This window comes from Lactobacillus johnsonii, from assembly GCF_013487865.1.
Taxonomy (GTDB): Bacteria; Bacillota; Bacilli; order Lactobacillales; family Lactobacillaceae; genus Lactobacillus; species Lactobacillus johnsonii_A.
On sequence record NZ_CP047409.1, the window covers coordinates 1,719,330 to 1,735,123 of the forward strand.

At 34.3% G+C, this 15,794-nt stretch carries 13 protein-coding genes, 1 pseudogene and 1 other annotated feature; of the genes and pseudogenes, 4 read left to right on the forward strand and 10 right to left on the reverse strand.

From position 1 onward, the window contains the following. Positions 1-342 precede the first annotated feature (342 nt). Positions 343-1,077, reverse strand: coding sequence for a PAS domain-containing protein (locus GTO82_RS08430; RefSeq protein ID WP_180873177.1), 735 nt, complete (start codon positions 1,075-1,077; stop codon positions 343-345). Between the two features lie 410 nt (positions 1,078-1,487). On the opposite strand from GTO82_RS08430, the gene GTO82_RS08435 reads away from it, so the two are divergent. The 3 genes from GTO82_RS08435 to GTO82_RS08445 all read left to right on the forward strand — a co-directional run bounded on the left by GTO82_RS08435 (position 1,488) and on the right by GTO82_RS08445 (position 5,000). Beyond that, entirely contained in the window at positions 1,488-2,876 is a 1,389-nt protein-coding gene (locus GTO82_RS08435; protein WP_180873178.1) for an L-cystine transporter, read from the forward strand. A 63-nt stretch (positions 2,877-2,939) separates the two neighbouring features. After that, positions 2,940-3,192, forward strand: a binding site (T-box leader). 207 nt (positions 3,193-3,399) lie between these two features. Beyond that, on the forward strand, positions 3,400-4,509 hold the full coding sequence (locus tag GTO82_RS08440; RefSeq protein WP_180873179.1) for a vitamin B12 independent methionine synthase: 1,110 nt from the start codon (positions 3,400-3,402) through the stop codon (positions 4,507-4,509). Positions 4,510-4,523: 14 nt separating this feature from the next. Next, positions 4,524-5,000: an S-ribosylhomocysteine lyase gene (locus GTO82_RS08445; protein ID WP_180873180.1), complete on the forward strand. Its 477-nt coding sequence runs from the start codon at positions 4,524-4,526 to the stop codon at positions 4,998-5,000. A 60-nt stretch (positions 5,001-5,060) separates the two neighbouring features. Here GTO82_RS08445 and GTO82_RS08450 read toward each other — a convergent pair whose 3' ends face one another. The 7 genes and pseudogenes from GTO82_RS08450 to GTO82_RS08480 all read right to left on the reverse strand — a co-directional run bounded on the left by GTO82_RS08450 (position 5,061) and on the right by GTO82_RS08480 (position 12,582). Continuing rightward, on the reverse strand, positions 5,061-5,456 hold the full coding sequence (locus GTO82_RS08450) for a hypothetical protein (protein ID WP_180873181.1): 396 nt from the start codon (positions 5,454-5,456) through the stop codon (positions 5,061-5,063). Between the two features lie 84 nt (positions 5,457-5,540). Beyond that, positions 5,541-6,359 carry a PTS system mannose/fructose/sorbose family transporter subunit IID gene (locus GTO82_RS08455; protein WP_172972215.1) on the reverse strand — a complete coding sequence of 273 codons (819 nt, stop codon included), beginning with the start codon at positions 6,357-6,359 and terminating at the stop codon, positions 5,541-5,543. After that, complete coding sequence (locus GTO82_RS08460; protein ID WP_180873182.1) at positions 6,334-7,143, reverse strand: PTS mannose/fructose/sorbose/N-acetylgalactosamine transporter subunit IIC; 810 nt, start codon at positions 7,141-7,143, stop codon at positions 6,334-6,336. Before GTO82_RS08460 ends, GTO82_RS08455 begins: the two co-directional genes overlap by 26 nt. 15 nt (positions 7,144-7,158) lie before the next feature. Continuing rightward, the gene (locus tag GTO82_RS08465; protein WP_180873183.1) at positions 7,159-8,079 is read right to left on the reverse strand and encodes a PTS mannose/fructose/sorbose transporter subunit IIAB; all 921 of its coding nucleotides are present in this window, start codon (positions 8,077-8,079) and stop codon (positions 7,159-7,161) included. Between the two features lie 278 nt (positions 8,080-8,357). Further along, complete coding sequence (locus GTO82_RS08470) at positions 8,358-10,112, reverse strand: oligopeptide ABC transporter substrate-binding protein (protein WP_180873184.1); 1,755 nt, start codon at positions 10,110-10,112, stop codon at positions 8,358-8,360. A gap of 253 nt (positions 10,113-10,365) precedes the next feature. Next, positions 10,366-11,280 (reverse strand): EamA family transporter, encoded by a 915-nt coding sequence (locus tag GTO82_RS08475; RefSeq protein WP_180873185.1) that lies wholly within the window; start codon positions 11,278-11,280, stop codon positions 10,366-10,368. 119 nt (positions 11,281-11,399) lie between these two features. Next, positions 11,400-12,582, reverse strand: a pseudogene (locus GTO82_RS08480) (glycoside hydrolase family 1 protein). 341 nt (positions 12,583-12,923) lie between these two features. Here GTO82_RS08480 and GTO82_RS08485 point away from each other — a divergent pair. Next, positions 12,924-14,210 (forward strand): ISL3 family transposase, encoded by a 1,287-nt coding sequence (locus tag GTO82_RS08485; RefSeq protein ID WP_180873186.1) that lies wholly within the window; start codon positions 12,924-12,926, stop codon positions 14,208-14,210. Positions 14,211-14,273: 63 nt separating this feature from the next. Here the strand turns inward: GTO82_RS08485 and efp are convergent, their stop codons facing one another. Further along, complete coding sequence (gene efp / locus GTO82_RS08490) at positions 14,274-14,846, reverse strand: elongation factor P (RefSeq protein ID WP_180873187.1); 573 nt, start codon at positions 14,844-14,846, stop codon at positions 14,274-14,276. 12 nt (positions 14,847-14,858) lie between these two features. Continuing rightward, positions 14,859-15,710 carry a type I pantothenate kinase gene (coaA, locus tag GTO82_RS08495; protein WP_004897971.1) on the reverse strand — a complete coding sequence of 284 codons (852 nt, stop codon included), beginning with the start codon at positions 15,708-15,710 and terminating at the stop codon, positions 14,859-14,861. Positions 15,711-15,794: the final 84 nt, after the last annotated feature.

The following is a 15,794-nucleotide window of genomic DNA, read 5'->3' on the forward strand; positions in this document are numbered from 1 at the left end:
GCTTACACATTATTTATACCGCTATTTTTCAGCTTAGGAAAGCGGTTTCAAAAGTTAAGAATTCTATTTCAGATATTTTAAATATCTTGTCATAATCTGAAATATATTTCATTTTCTTAGTTTTAGCTTTTTACTAGAACTAATGGAGTAAGAAGCTTTTATTAATGATTTCTTCAAAATAATGGTCTGTACCATTGATAAGATATTTCACGTTATTAATATACTTGTATCTAACTTTAAAGAATAAATTATTATTTTTCGTGTTACCATTAGTACTTAGAAACTATTTAAACAAAAAAATGACAGATAATGATATCTGTCATTTTTCATCTATAACTTCAATTAATACTCTGAAGCACCAGAACTTGTATCAGTTTCTTCTTGCTTCTTTTCCACATGTTCTTCATGCTTAGATGCACCAGTTGCAATATCAACTCCATCTCTCTTATAAGTTGCACCAGTTGTAGCATCAGGATCATCTACTAGCTTTTGACCAGTAGTTTCACAGAAATATTTTACAAACGGATATATATCTTGTACCCATTCATAAGTTCCCACGTAATTTCCTTCATCGTCTTCAATTCGCTTATAATCATGCAAAATTAATTTATGACGATTGCCATTAGGAACGGGCATTTTTACCTCATCATGACCATCTACCTTGTTTCTTAAAGCATAAATAACTTTCTTAGCCTCAGGAATTACATTGCGAATATCTGGGTGAACGGCGCCCATTGTATCACCAACTTGATCTGGCGTACGTTTGGCGAGCATTTTCTTATTTGGATCAGTTGGTCTGTTATACCACAAAAATTGGTTATTATCATCTACATAAGTTAATTCACCAAACGCACGACGTAACATCCAATTAATTTGGTTAACGGTAAGAAGACCAGCATCCAATTTTACATAGTCGTCGCCTTCTGCTGCATGTACCTTTCTAGCAGCTTTGTTCAACCAATCTGGATCATTTTTATCGATACCTTCGACCGTGTATCGGGATTTGCCGGTTGCATCAAAGTCTTCTTTAATATAATCTTCTTCTTTTAAATCTTGTAGCCATTTAGGTTCTGCCATTTTATTTCACCTCATAAATCTACATCTCTTCAACCTGATTATACCCACTAACGAAAAGGCTTGCAATGCTTATATACAGTATTTTACATATAAAGTTGGCATAATATATATTTATGGAATATAGATTATTTTTTAAATTAAGTGTTGACTAAAAGTAAGTTGTACGATAATATAGCTTGTGAAAAGTAAGAAAGGAGCTAATGATTATGTTTAATGTACGTCAAGCAAATTCTTGTTGTTGTAATTGTCAAAAAAATTTGGCAATTATTTGGCGTACAGTCATTAGTTCATTCAAGAATTTCTCTAGTTAGAAACTAGCTTTTCAAAGTTATAACTATGGTTTTTCTCACGAGCTGTTGGCATTAGGCCAATGGCTCTTTTTTGTTTGCTTAGAATTGGAGTTGAATAAAGTGCAAACTACTCTCGTTGTTTTAATGGCCATCGCGATTCTAGCTGGTATGGCTTACTTACATAAAAAGAATTGGGGATTTACTAAATTAGTATTCCTCTCCCTTATCGTCGGAATCGTCTTTGGTGTTTCCCTTCAATTAATGTTCGGTGCTAACAGTAACATTGTAAAAAATAGTATCGACTGGATTTCCATTGTTGGGGATGGCTATGTTTCCTTACTACAAATGCTAGTAATTCCTCTAATCTTTGTGTCTTTAGTTGGAGCCTTCACTCAACTAAAAATGACTACTAAGATTAGAAAAATTGCTACCAGTGTTTTAGCTATTTTATTAGGAACTACAGCTGTTGCTTCCTTCTTAGGCTTCAGTAGTGTCGCTATTTTTAATTTAGGTGGTGCTGGCTTTGCTAAAGGAATATCTGCATCCTCCACTGCTCTTACCTCTATTAAAGATCATCAAGCTCAATTAAAAGGCTTGACCCTTCCTCAACAAATAACATCCTTCTTCCCGCAAAATATTTTTGCAGATTTTGCTGGAATGCGTTCAACTAGCACAATTGCAGTAGTAATTTTCTCTATTTTTGTCGGAATTGCATTCTTACAGATTAAGAAGGAAAAAGCAAACGTTGCTGCTACATTTGCACGTGGTATTCAAGCCCTACGTGCGGTTATCATGCGCATAGTTAAGATTGTACTTGAACTCACTCCTTACGGAATTTTTGCTTTGATTGCTAGAACTACTGCAACTAACAGTTTTGCCACAATGAGTAAACTACTAGTCTTTATTGTTGCAGCTTACCTTGCGATTGCTGTTATGTTCATTGTTCATGCAGTTCTACTTTTAATTAACGGAATTAATCCAATTACCTACTTCAGGAAAGCATGGCCAGTTTTAGTCTTTGCTTTCACTTCGAGAACTAGTGGTGGTAGTTTACCACTTAATGTACGTACTCAACGTGAATCAATGGGAGTAAGTGATACCATTGCCGACTTTGCCGCTAGCTTTGGTTTAACCATTGGTCAAAATGGATGTGCAGGTATTTATCCATCAATGGTAGCAGCAATCACTGCCCCACTTGTTGGAGTTAACATTTTCTCATGGCAATTTGTTTTAAGTTTAGTTGTAATTGACGTTATTTCTAGTTTCGGTGTTGCCGGTGTTGGTGGCGGTGCTACCTTTACTACTCTAATGGTCTTAGGTGCTCTTAACCTACCAGTAACAGTTTTAGGTGTTTTAATTGCCATTGACCCAGTTGTTGATATGGCCAGAACTGCCCTTAACGTTAACGATTCAATGGTTGCTGGTGTTATTACTGCTAAGCGTACCGGAGAACTAAACTGGAATACTTTTAATAATGAAAAATCTGATGTAGATGCTGAAGTTGAATAACTTAGCTAAAAATTTTTATTGACATTATTTTTTAAGCGTTGTAATATTATGACAACAAAATTAATTAAAGCTTAGAAAAGATGAGTAATTACTTAAGGCATCCCCCAGAGAGTCGGATTAGGTGCAAGCCGATGTTGCTGACGTAATGAAGATGGTCTTGGAGCTAAATTAAAGTGCAAGCTAATTTAAGTAAGCAGTTTACGATTGACGTTCGTTATCATGTCCGAGTCTTCCAAATTTTGGAGTACTCAGTGAGGAATTAATTGTAAGATTAATTTGAATGCAGGGTGGTAACACGCTATTAAGCGTCCCTAGTGTAGTTTAAAAACTATACTTGGGGCGCTTTTTCTTTTGCTTAATTAGTTTATTAAATTCAAAGGAGGGATTATTTTGAATATCAAAAAAGAATATTTTAGTGAACAGGTATTTTATCGAATATGTGGTTTTTATTTCATGATCCCTCTTGTCAGCGGATCTTCAAATTAATATTTAAAATTTCTAGTTAGAAGATGAGGTAGATATAATGACAACTTTAACCCATTACGATATTGTTGGTAGTTTTTTAAGACCAGAAGAATTAAAAGAAGCAAGAAAGAATTTCAGCCAGGAAAAGATCTCACAAGAAGAGTTAACTAAAATTGAAGATCAAGAAATTAAAAGATTAATTCAAAAAGAAGAAGAATTAGGATTAACAGCAGTCACAGATGGTGAATTTCGTCGTAGTTGGTGGCATCTGGATTTCTTATGGGGATTAAATGGCGTTGCCAAATATGATTACAAAGAGAGCTATAAGTTCCACGGAGCTAAAACTAGGACCGATAATGCAGAGCTATCTGGAAAAATTGCCTATAATCCTGACCATCCATTTTTTGATGCATTTAAATTTGTTAAGGCTAATGTAAAAAATGCAGTTGCTAAGCAAACGATTCCTTCCCCTACTCTCCTATTTAGGGACAATCGCTCTGACAATTGGCCTAACTTCTACGATAATAAAAAAGATTACTTAGACGACCTAGCTACAGCCTACAATAAAACAATCCAACATTTTTATGATTTAGGTTGTCGCTATATTCAAATTGATGATACTACTTGGGCTTTTTTGATCAGTAAATTAAATGAAACGCAAAATGATCCCAAAGAACATGAAAAATACGTTCAACTAGCAGAAGATTCGGTTTATATAATTAATAAATCACTAGAAAAGCTCTCCGATGATCTAACAGTCGCAACACATATTTGTCGTGGTAATTTCAAGTCTACTTTTCTTTTTTCTGGTGGATATGAACCAATTGCAAAATATCTTAGTCAGTTAAACTATGACCGCTTTTTCTTAGAATATGACAGTGATCGTGCTGGTGATTTGAAACCAATTAAGCAAATTTGGAATAATCGTGATAATGTTACCATCGTTCTCGGCTTGATTACTTCAAAAAATGGACAGCTAGAAAATCCTGATACAATCACAACTCGAATCAAGGAAGCAACCCAATTGGTCCCTTTAAATAATCTGGCTCTAAGTACCCAATGCGGTTTTGCTTCTACTGAAGAAGGAAATATTTTAAGTGAAGCTGATCAATGGAAAAAGATTAAATTTGTTGTTAAGATAGCAAATAATATTTGGAAAAGTTTTTAACGGAGGGAAATATTATGGGTAAAGTTGAAAGTTTTGAATTAGATCATACTAAAGTTAAGGCACCTTACGTTCGCTTAATTACTGTTGAAGAAGGTCAAAAGGGCGATAAAATTAGTAATTTTGATCTTCGTTTAGTACAACCTAATGAAAATGCAATTCCTACTGGAGGCTTGCATACCATTGAACACTTATTAGCTGGATTATTACGTGACCGCATTGATGGTTATATTGATTGTTCACCATTTGGTTGTCGCACCGGCTTTCACCTCTTAGTTTGGGGTACCCCATCCACTACAGAGGTAGCTAAGGCACTTAAAGAATCGCTTGAAGAAATTCGCAATAATATTACCTGGGAAGATGTTCCAGGAACTACGATTGAATCTTGTGGTAATTACCGGGACCACTCTCTTTTCTCAGCTAAACAATGGTCAAGAGACATTTTAGAAAAAGGTATTTCTGATGATCCATTCGAGAGACATGTTGTTGAATAATTTTTCTGAATAAATATAAAAATGCATTATTACTAATTCAAACTAGTAATAATGCATTTTTTAATTATTTTTCTTATATCTATTCCACAAAACTATGTTGCCAATTACTAGCATACATACCCAGATTAATGCTAGAACTATATTGTTTTGATAATTTTGTTTATTTTGAATATTAACCCAAATTATACTAAAGTATACTCCGCTCAGAATTGCACTTAAGGTAACACTAGTTAAGATAACTACTAAATTTGGTATTTTTTTCTTATAGTTTAGTAACTGAAGCCAATTGTAGACCATCTCACAAATTACGATTAACACTACCAGTAAGTCATACCACCATTCTTGCCGCTTAACAAACATATTTATCATATCAATGAAATAATAGCCACAAATCATTGCAAATAAATCTAAAGTAAGCAATTGTCCTATAATGGTGTTCTTTTCTTTTTCTTTCATAGAAGTCCCTTTATCAATCTTATTGTTTCTTTTAATTATAGAACAATAGCCTTCATTTCAGTATTAAAAATATTAAAGCTGGCTTTAGGCACTTAAGATATGGAAGTAACTTAAAACAATTCCTAAAATCAAAACAAACCAGATCATCTTAGTGGACGTCACATGTTTCTTTCCTAGCAACCAGTAAACTAAAGCTACAAGTAAGACAGGTACTAAGGATGGCATAATTTGATTTAAAATTGTTTGCATCTTTAATGTTACTTTACCTGCTCGATATACAAATGGCACTTTAACATTCACTACCGTTGGTATTAAGGCACCAACGACGGTAACCCCAAGTAAAATAGCAGAGTCGGTAATTGCATTTAACTTACCTGAAGCAGAATCAATTAATTTTGCTCCCTGTGAATAACCGAGGTTTAAAAAGCCAAATCTTGTGAATAAAACAATTAAATTAACGATTATCCACAAAAAAGCTCCAAAAGGATTTCCTCGTAATCCCATATATGCACCAATTGATCCACAAATTGTGGGAATAATTGCGCCAAAAATTGTATCTCCTACACCAGCTAAGGGACCCATTAATCCTGTCTTTAAGCCAGCAATTGTTTCTTTGGCTTTACTTCCCTGCTTTTCTTCAATTGCCAAATCCATTCCAATAATAAAGTTTCCATCAAATGCATTCACGTTGAAGAATTGTGACTGCATCTGCATCATTTCAACTAATTCTTCATCTTTATACCAGCGTTTTAAAAATGGCAAAACAGTATAAAAGTAACCGGGAGCCATCATTTTTTCATAGTTCCAAGATAACTGACTAGCCCATAGCCAACGCCAATTTGCTCGAAAAAGATCTTTTTTTGTTAATTTATTTGAATTAGTTTTCATATTCTCCCTCTTCATTTGTATATTCTTCACTCTCAGTTACTTTTTCTGAACTATTTGGTTTTGTATTTAATTTTTCTACTTCACGAGTGTAGTGAAGATAAGCTAACGCGGCTCCCAGCAAAGCTACCCCTAACATTGGCATTTTTAAGTAAGCCGCTGCAATGAAGCCTATTGCTAAATAAGAAATAAATCTTTTAGTTGGTAAGTATCTAAGTAAAATTGCAATACCAACAATTGGCAAAATATGACCCGATACTTTTAACCCATCAGTCAACCAAGCTGGAATTATTCGTAGGATTGCTTTAACAACATCATTTCCTACTACAAGTAAGATAAAAACTGGGATTGCACGTGAAAGTCCCCAGGTAAAGGTTCCCCACAATGCATTTCTTGCTGCAGCATTTGGCTTATTTTCTTTAATAAAAGTATCAATTCGATGTTGAAAAATAGTATTAGCAAATCTAGCTAAAACATCTAGTTGAACCATTAAGAGTCCTACTGGAACTGCCAAACCAATTGCAAACTGCACACCTTTTCCTGAAATAACGGCGTAAACTGTACCAACAATTGCCCCAGTCATAAAGTCCGGCATTGAGGCTCCTCCATATGTTGAGACCCCTAAGACCATTAATTGTAGCGTTGCTCCAACTGCTAGCCCAGTTGTAATATCACCCATAATAATTCCTGAAATCATCCCAATTGCTAAAGGATTATTCACAATTGACACAGTCAATTGATCAATAATTGCCCAAAATGCTAGGCAAGTTAGTAATAGAATCTGCCACCATTGTATTGTCATTGTCTTATCTTTCCTTTACTTTTTTAATAACTCCATAAATTCTTCTTTGTCTTCTGCCGGCACCATTTGATGATAAAGATGACAACCATGCTCATTTAAATAGTTAAAATTATCAACATCTTCTGCCGTAACAGCCACACTCTTAGCAACTTGACGTGAATCAGCCTTAGTAGACATATTTCCTACATTAATTTCAGGCAAGTTCACACCATTATCAATCATTTGGCGTAAAACTCTAGGATTTTTAACTAACACTAAAACGGTTTGACCTTTATATTTTCCTTCATTAATTCTTCTGGCTGCACCTTTAGCAGTCAAAATACTTAAGTGAACACCATGCGGGCAGGCAGTCTTTAAGGCTGTTTTTTGAATATCGTTCTTTACAATATCATCCCCAACTACCATAATTCGCGTTAATCGCAATGCATTTGTCCACATGGTAGCAACTTGTCCGTGGATAAGTCTTTCATCAATTCGAACGTTATGCATAGTTTGTGGTTCTGCTTCCGCATTTTTATTTAATTCGTTACTTTGATGAGACTCTTTCTTGGTTGGAGTGGGTTTATCTTTAGTTGAATTTCCAACAGGAGCTATATTTTCTTTAGCTTGTTTAATTGCTTCCTCCATCGGAGTTCCCATTACTCCTGCTAACAAAAGCGGCAAACACAATCCGCTGTATACTTTTACTTCAGGATGTTCTTGCTGATAGCGTAATGCAGCGTTAGCCGGAGTTCCTCCGGCAATATCTACAATAATAGTTGGCACTTGTTCAAAGCTTTCGGCAGTTTGAGCAATTTCATCAAGTAAATCATCCTGATTCATTGTTTGTTTAAAAGCAATTGCTTTTACATTTGATAATTTTCCTGCAATCATTTCACAGCTAGCTAGAGTTGCCTTAGCATATTCACCATGACTAACTATTAAAAAGTTATTCACATTTAATTCCTCCAGAATTCACAATGTTTATATTTTATCCTAATTGGTATATAAATTAAAGCTAAATATAGTACTGTTTGCAGCTAATTATCCAATATTGGTATAGTTCAATTATGACAGTTTGTACTTGTAATCGTTATCATTGTTGATACAAAAAGAAGACCCTACTAGGCAATGTAGAGTCTTCTTAAGGAATATAACTATGAAAATTTTATTTAAGGAAATATTATTTAAGAATTGTGTTGAATATGTGAGGATTATAGGAAAATTTATTTTAATTACTTAGTAAAACCAACATCATACCATGAATTTGCAGATGGCTTAAGTGACCAGCCAGTTACCTTGTTGTTAACTGCAGTTACTGACCAACTGTTTGTGGTAGGTACAACATAGGCATTGTCATACATCCATTGTTGCCACTTATCAAATGCTTGTACACGGCACTTGTGGTTGAAGGCCTTAGTTGAGTCAATGTTAGTAAGAAGCTTAGATTGAGTTGGAGAAACAAAGCGAGCCATGTTATATGGAGCACCTTCACTGTAAAGGTCCATTGGTGATGGTTCAGATGATAAACTCCAACCACCTTCAAAGACATCAATCTTAGGACTATCTGCTTGAACATCTTGTACCCAAGAGTTGAATTCCATTGGACGACCACCAACAAATTTAGCATCTAAGCCAATCTTTTGCCATTGTTGGATGTAGTTAGTCCAGATCTTTTCAGCGTTTGGTTGTGTATTACGAACAGCAACGTTAATAGTTAACTTCTTACCATTTGGTTGACGACGGTATTTTTCACCCTTACGCTTCTTGTATCCAGCCTTGTCTAACAATTCATTAGCTTTCTTCAAGTTATATGGGTATCCCTTGATGCTCTTATCAGAGAAGTCACCAAATTGTGCTGGGATTAATGTGTTAATTCTAAATGACAAACCATTGCTGTAACGCTTGGTAACAGCGTCAATGTTCATTGCATAAGCCATCGCTTTACGTAATGAGACATTGTTCATCTTAGCGTTCTTATCCTCAACGTTCTTGCCAGTCTTCTTGTCAAACTTACCTACCTTAAATCCTAAGTAGTTGTAAGATAGAGGAATCTTACCAATGAAGTTAACTCCCTTAGTATCCTTAACATTATTCCATTGAGAGTTAAGCACACCAGTAATATCAAACTTGTGACTCTTAATAGCTTGAGAAACAGAGTTAGTTCCGATTACTTCCATAGTAATCTTATCTAAGTTTGGCTTACCACGCCAGTAATGTTCATTTGGTACATAAGTAACTGATTGACCACGAACAACTTTTTGAACTTTGTATGGACCAAAGAAAAGTGGTTGTTTACGAACCTTATCATCTGATAAAAGTTTATCAAACGGAACGTCTTTCAAGTAGTGGTATGGTTCTGCAGTTTCAAGGAAGTAACCATTACCAGATTGAAGCATACCTGGTTTCATTTCCTTAAAATGAAGAACGACCTTTCGGCCATTTTCACCATTTGGCATTTCGATACCAGAAATCTTGTCGCTCTTTCCCTTGTGGTATTCTTCTAACCCAACAAGGTTAGCTAAAGAATCTGTATATCTTGAAGTCTTAGTCTTAGGATTACCAACGATCTCGTAGGCATATTCAAGGTCCTTAGCAGTTACTTGCTTACCGTCTGACCACTTAACCCCATCTTTAACTTCGATAGTAATTGTCTTAGCGTTCTTATCTAACTTAAAGGTAGCTGCACCCTTATTGTTGATCTTATAGCTGTCATTAACATCGAAGAGTCCTTCTAATCCCGGTGATTGAATTTCTGTGTCAGTAGCAGTATCAGATAATTCTGGTAAGAAAATACCTGTGAAAGGTGAGTCACTTTCAATGGCGTATTTTAATGTTCCACCCTTTTTGACTTGTTTCTTAGGAACTGCTTCCTTAAAACTAACTTTCTTATCGCTAGCATTATTATTGTTGTTATTTCCACAAGCAGTTAAAGTTAATGCCGCCCCTGACAAAACAGTAATTGCTCCTAACCACTTAACTTTTTTCAATTTGTTCTCCTCCTTTATGAGATGACTTAAATTTCTTATTTTTGATTATATGATATTAAAATGAAAAAAACAATACGAAATTTAAATATTTTTTGATAATTTTTATTTTAATTAAAATTACAATAAAATATATACTTTATGTAGTCTATCAAGGCTCAGCACTATTAAAATAAAGTCAAGCAAATAAAAAAACTGCTATATTTTCCTTTTTAAAGCAGAAAGTATAGCAGTTTTTTCATATATTTTTTCTTAATTAAGATTTCTTTTTAATATTTCTTTTAGGAGTAAAATTTAAAGCCAATACTGAACCAATTACTAATAAGGTTCCCAGCCAATCCATCCCAGACATCACTAAACTGAAAATCAAAACTGAACCCACTGTAGCGGACAAAGGTTCAAAGGCATCTAATAAACTTACAGTCGATGGTTTCACATAGCGTAGAGCGTTAGCCATAATTTGAAATGGAATAATCGTTCCAATGATAATTATTGCACCTACGTCCAGCCATACTCTAGGTGTATTTGGAATTGATGTGAACTGCGGATATACAAGCATCAGTCCAATTCCCGCAAATAGCATACCCCAGCCTGTTACAACCAAACTTGATACTCTTTTAACAAGTTTAACTGGGATTAAAGTATAGCTTGCTTCTCCTAATGCCGATAGCAATCCAAAAAATAGAGCCAGTGGAGTAATTGCTAGTTGATTAAAATTACCATGAGTTGATAATAAGAATACGCCAATAAAAGCTAGGATAGCAGCTAATACATCCAATTTTCTTAATACTTGTTGATGAGTGACAGCCAAATATGTTAGGACGAAAAATGGTCCAATAAACTGCAAAATCGTAGCAATTGATGCATTTGCCATCTCAATTGCAATAAAGTAAAAGACTTGTACTGGTAACAAGCCAAAAACCCCATAAGCAATAATATGAAGAGTATTTTTCTTATCTTTTAAAACTGAAAATGGCTTTTGATGTAAGACTGTCGCAATAATTAATAAAACAATCCCAGAGATAATTAATCGGATTTGTGTTAACCAAATCGGTGTAATCTTACTACTCACTTTAAATAAAGATTCGGCAAATAATCCAGATATTCCCCACATTACTGCTGCTAAAGCAGCTAAAATTGTCCATAGCCTACTTTTTGACTGTTTATCCATCCAACTTTTCCTCACAAATTAAAATTGATCTAAATCATCATAACATACTTCCTTTGTTACTTATTTCTCGCTTCATAAAAAATACTGTCCGAAAAATCGAGCAGTATTTTTATATTCAACTAATCTAAATCTTTTCCATTTGATTCAATAACTTTCTTATACCAATAGAATGAATCCTTCGGCCTTCTTTCTAAAGTGCCTTTACCGTTATCGTCACGATCTACATAGATAAACCCATAACGCTTACTCATCTGTCCCGTGCCAGCAGATACTAAGTCAATACATCCCCAAGTAGTATAACCGATAAGATCTACACCATCATCAATTGCGCGCTCCATTGCCTCAATGTGCATTCTTAGATAATCAATTCTATATTCATCATGAATTTTACCATCTTCACTAATTTCATCGACTGCACCAAGACCATTTTCAACAACCATCATTGGAATATCATAACGGTCATACATTAATTCAAGATAGTATTGTAAGCCATCTGGATCAGTTGCCCAGCCCCATTCAGAATACTTCAAATATGGGTTCTTGGCTCCAGCAGCAAAGTTGCCACCTACTTTATCCTTTACTTCATGAGTTGTAACAACATTAGACATGTAGTAAGAAAAAGTATACATATCTACTTTTCCTTCAAGTAAGTCTTTCTTATCTTGATCAGTGATATCAAGATGAACATTGTACTCATCCCACAATCTCTTAGCAAATGTTGGATATTTACCCTTGCATTGCACATCGCCGCAGTAGAAAATATTCTTCTCCCAAGAATGGAAATTAAGCAAAATATCCTTTGGATCTGGTGTAAGAGGATAATCAACAATACCACAAATCATATTTCCGATTACATAGTTTGGATCAATCTCATGAGCCGCCTTAACTGAACGGGCAGAAACAACAAATTGATAGTGTAATTTTTGATATGCATGTTGATAATCTTCATCGGTTCCATTGCCGCCAAACATATCTAAGAACATAACGGCAGTATTAATTTCGTTAAAGGTCAACCAGTATAACTAGTCCTTTATATTCTTTAAATAAAGTAGTGGCATATCTTACGTAACAATCAATCATTCCGCGGTCTTGCCAGTCATTATACTTTTCACTTAAATGAAGTGGATCTTCATAGTGAGAAATAGTTACAAGATGTTCAATGCCATACTTTTTACATTCTTCAAAGACACGTCTATAAAAATCTAATCCCTTTTGGTTTGGTTCTTTATCATCACCATTTGGAAAAATTCTAGTCCATGCAATTGAAAGACGGAAAGTCTTAAATCCCATTTCTGCAAACATTTTAATGTCTTCTTTATATATAGAAAAAAGCTACCACAAACTAGAATATACCTATCTAAGTATATCATCTTTATTTGCAGTAGCTCAGACCTGATCGCATCAGTAATCCGCTTATTTGCAAGGGCTATAATAGCGCTTACATATGATTGTGTCAATAAGTATTTAAATAAAAATATTTATTTTTATGCAACAAAAAAAGAAGGCTGTATAATTTTTCCTGTTGATGAATATCTATGATATTCTATCGACAGGATTTTTTTACGTAAAAAAAGAGGCCATAGTCCTCTCTTACTTAAAATCCTTCTTCGACCAATTCAATTAAGTGTATGGAGATTCAAACTATGTCCTCTTTAAATGATTATATTAAATTTACTCTTGATGTTGAAGATAAAAACATTATTTTTTCTGATTATTCAAATGAAAATATTAACGGTAAGATTTACAAAATATATTTAGCTGAGCTGATCCAGCCTACTTGTCCTTATTGTAGTTCTACTCATCTTAAGCATAATGGTCATTACGTTTCTAACGTTCATTTCATTACTGCTGATGCTAGTAAGCTCGTTACTATCGGATTAAGAAAACAACGTGTTCTCTGCAATGACTGTTTAAAAAGATCTATGGCTCAATCTAACCTTATTAATAAAGGCTGCTATATCTCTAACACTTCTAAGCGAAAAATACTTTCTGCTCTTACTGAAGATCGTTCAATGACTAGTATTGCTAGAAAACATAATGTATCTGTCAACACGGTTCAAAGAGTATTAGAAGCCTGCTCTTCTAAGTTCTATGATGACTTTGATCATCTCCCTGAACACTTAGCTTTTGATGAATTCAAAGGTGTAGGCAAAAAGCTTCACTTTATTTGTCTAGATGGTGATACTCACAAAGTTGTTCAAATTCTTAGAACTCGTTTCAAACCTGATATTCTACGCTATTTTTACAAGTTCACTCCTAAAGCTCGTGCAATGGTTAAAACAGTAACTATGGATCTTAATTGTTATTATCCTTTAGTTGCTAGAGAATTATTTCCAAATGCTCAGATAATTATTGACCGTTTTCATATGGTTCAAATGCTTACTAGATCGTTTAATATTTTCAGAGTTCAAATCATGAAGCAATTTAAAAAGCAAAGCCATGAATATAAGCTTTTAAAGTCTCCTTGGAAGCTTTATCTCATGAAATATGACAAACTTAATAAGACTACTCCCTACTACGATTGGCACTTTAAAGACTCTCTCACTCAGGAACATGTTGTCTTAGATGGTTTATATTGTGACCAAACCTTAGAAAATACTTATTGGGTTATGCAGGACTTTATGACTGCTATTCAGGATAACGATGAAAAGAAAGTTATCCATCTACTTCATTCAAAACAAAGTGTTGGTAAACAAATGCATCAAACTCTATTAACTTTTAAATGTAATTATTCTGGTGTCCTAAACGGTATTACCTCAACTTATTCTAATGGTTGTCTTGAAGGAGTTAACCGCAAGATTAAACAAATTGAACGTACTGCTTATGGCTATAGAAATTTCAAACATTTATTAATTAGAATTAGACTCGAAGAAAATATTATAAAAGAAAAGGAATCAAACAGCTTGAAGTGCTGCTTAATTCCTTCTTAAAATTATCCATCAACAGGATTTGCAAAAGAGCCAAAGGACTGCTTTTACACAGTTCCTTCTCTACTATCTAGTAATACTATCTGCACGGCCTTTATAATCACCGTTTTCAGTTCCAATAATTAATTCTTCGCCTTCCTTAATAAAATCTGGTACAGTTACAACTAAGCCAGTATCCATTGTTGCAGGCTTACCACCACCAGCAGCAGTAGCACCCTTGATTTCTGGTTGAGTCTCTTTAACTGTCATCTTTACAGTGGATGGTAAGTTAATTCCGATTAATTTACCTTCATCAGTAAACTTAAGGTCTACTTCAATATTTGGCATCAAGAATTTAGCTTCTGAAGCTAAATGTTCTTTAGGAATTAAGTATTGTTCGTAAGTATCTGTATCCATAAAAATAAAGTTGCTATCGTCATCGTAAAGATATTGTGCCTTTTTCAAGGAAACATTAACTAAGTCTACTTTTTCACTTGGACGCATTGTTTTATGCACAACTGCACCACTCATAACATCACGCAAATCCATTTGCATAACTGTATTACCTTTACCAGGTTTGTGGTGATTACTCTTTAATACTTCAATCAACTTACCATCTTGATTAAAAATCATACCTTTTTTTAATTCAATTGCTTGCATTAACAAATACCTCTAAAATTTCTTAATATACATATCACTAATTTCATGATTACCGTACTTTTTAATAATCATGTCTGCTCGTTTTTTAGTTGGTTCAATATACTCGTGTAAGTTCTTTAAATTAACATCTCGCCAAACTTTTTTAGCAAAAATATCTGCTTGTTCACGTGGTACATGAGCCCATTGATAAAAATAATTGTCTGGATTATTGCGATTAATTTCTAACATTAAATGATAGCGATCAAGATACCATCTTTCTAAGTCTTCTTCACTAGCATCGAGATAAATCACATAATCTAAGAAATCACTTGGCGGTGCTTGGCCATTAGGAGGAACTTCTAGTAAATTTATTCCTTCTACTACTAAGACATCGGGTTGTTCAACTGAACCAACTTCGTTAGGAACCAGATCAGAAATTTCCTGTGAGTATAGTCGATATGGTACTCTTTCTTTACCAGCTTTAACACTTGACAGAAAAGTAGAAAAGGCATCCCAATTAAATGATACTGGGAAGCCTTTTTGATCCATTAAGTTTTTAGCTTTAAGTTCTGCATTAGACATTAAAAAGCCGTCAGTAGAAACTTGAGCAATTTTTTTATCCGGTTCAAGGCGTTCAAATAACCGAGTTATTTTCTTGGCAAAGGTGGATTTACCAACAGCAACAGATCCTGTTACTCCAATTATAAAGGGAATCTTTTGCCACTGTTCTTTATAAAATGTTTGTTGAGTATGATAAACAGCATTTTTTTGACTCATGATGTATTGAAGATTCTTCATCATAAAAATTTCTGCACTAAATTCATCACTTGGAGGAATTAATGCCTGCCACTTATCAGGTGTCAAGTGTAAAAATTGCTCTTGCATAAAAAGCCCGCCTTCCTTCTGCCTTGTTCCTAGTATTTTTACATTGTTCAGCCTATCATATATATTGAGAGAAAGAAAAGAAGA

Excerpts from the sequence above, each read along its gene's own strand:
- efp (WP_180873187.1), bottom strand. The coding sequence starts at position 14,846 with ATGCAAGCAATTGAATTAAAAAAAGGTATGATTTTTAATCAAGATGGT.
- GTO82_RS08460 (WP_180873182.1), bottom strand. The coding sequence starts at position 7,143 with ATGACAATACAATGGTGGCAGATTCTATTACTAACTTGCCTAGCATTT.
- GTO82_RS08445 (WP_180873180.1), top strand. The coding sequence starts at position 4,524 with ATGGGTAAAGTTGAAAGTTTTGAATTAGATCATACTAAAGTTAAGGCA.
- GTO82_RS08450 (WP_180873181.1), bottom strand. The coding sequence starts at position 5,456 with ATGAAAGAAAAAGAAAAGAACACCATTATAGGACAATTGCTTACTTTA.
- GTO82_RS08430 (WP_180873177.1), bottom strand. The coding sequence starts at position 1,077 with ATGGCAGAACCTAAATGGCTACAAGATTTAAAAGAAGAAGATTATATT.
- GTO82_RS08455 (WP_172972215.1), bottom strand. The coding sequence starts at position 6,359 with ATGAAGAGGGAGAATATGAAAACTAATTCAAATAAATTAACAAAAAAA.
- coaA (WP_004897971.1), bottom strand. The coding sequence starts at position 15,710 with ATGCAAGAGCAATTTTTACACTTGACACCTGATAAGTGGCAGGCATTA.
- GTO82_RS08440 (WP_180873179.1), top strand. The coding sequence starts at position 3,400 with ATGACAACTTTAACCCATTACGATATTGTTGGTAGTTTTTTAAGACCA.
- GTO82_RS08475 (WP_180873185.1), bottom strand. The coding sequence starts at position 11,280 with ATGGATAAACAGTCAAAAAGTAGGCTATGGACAATTTTAGCTGCTTTA.
- GTO82_RS08485 (WP_180873186.1), top strand. The coding sequence starts at position 12,924 with ATGTCCTCTTTAAATGATTATATTAAATTTACTCTTGATGTTGAAGAT.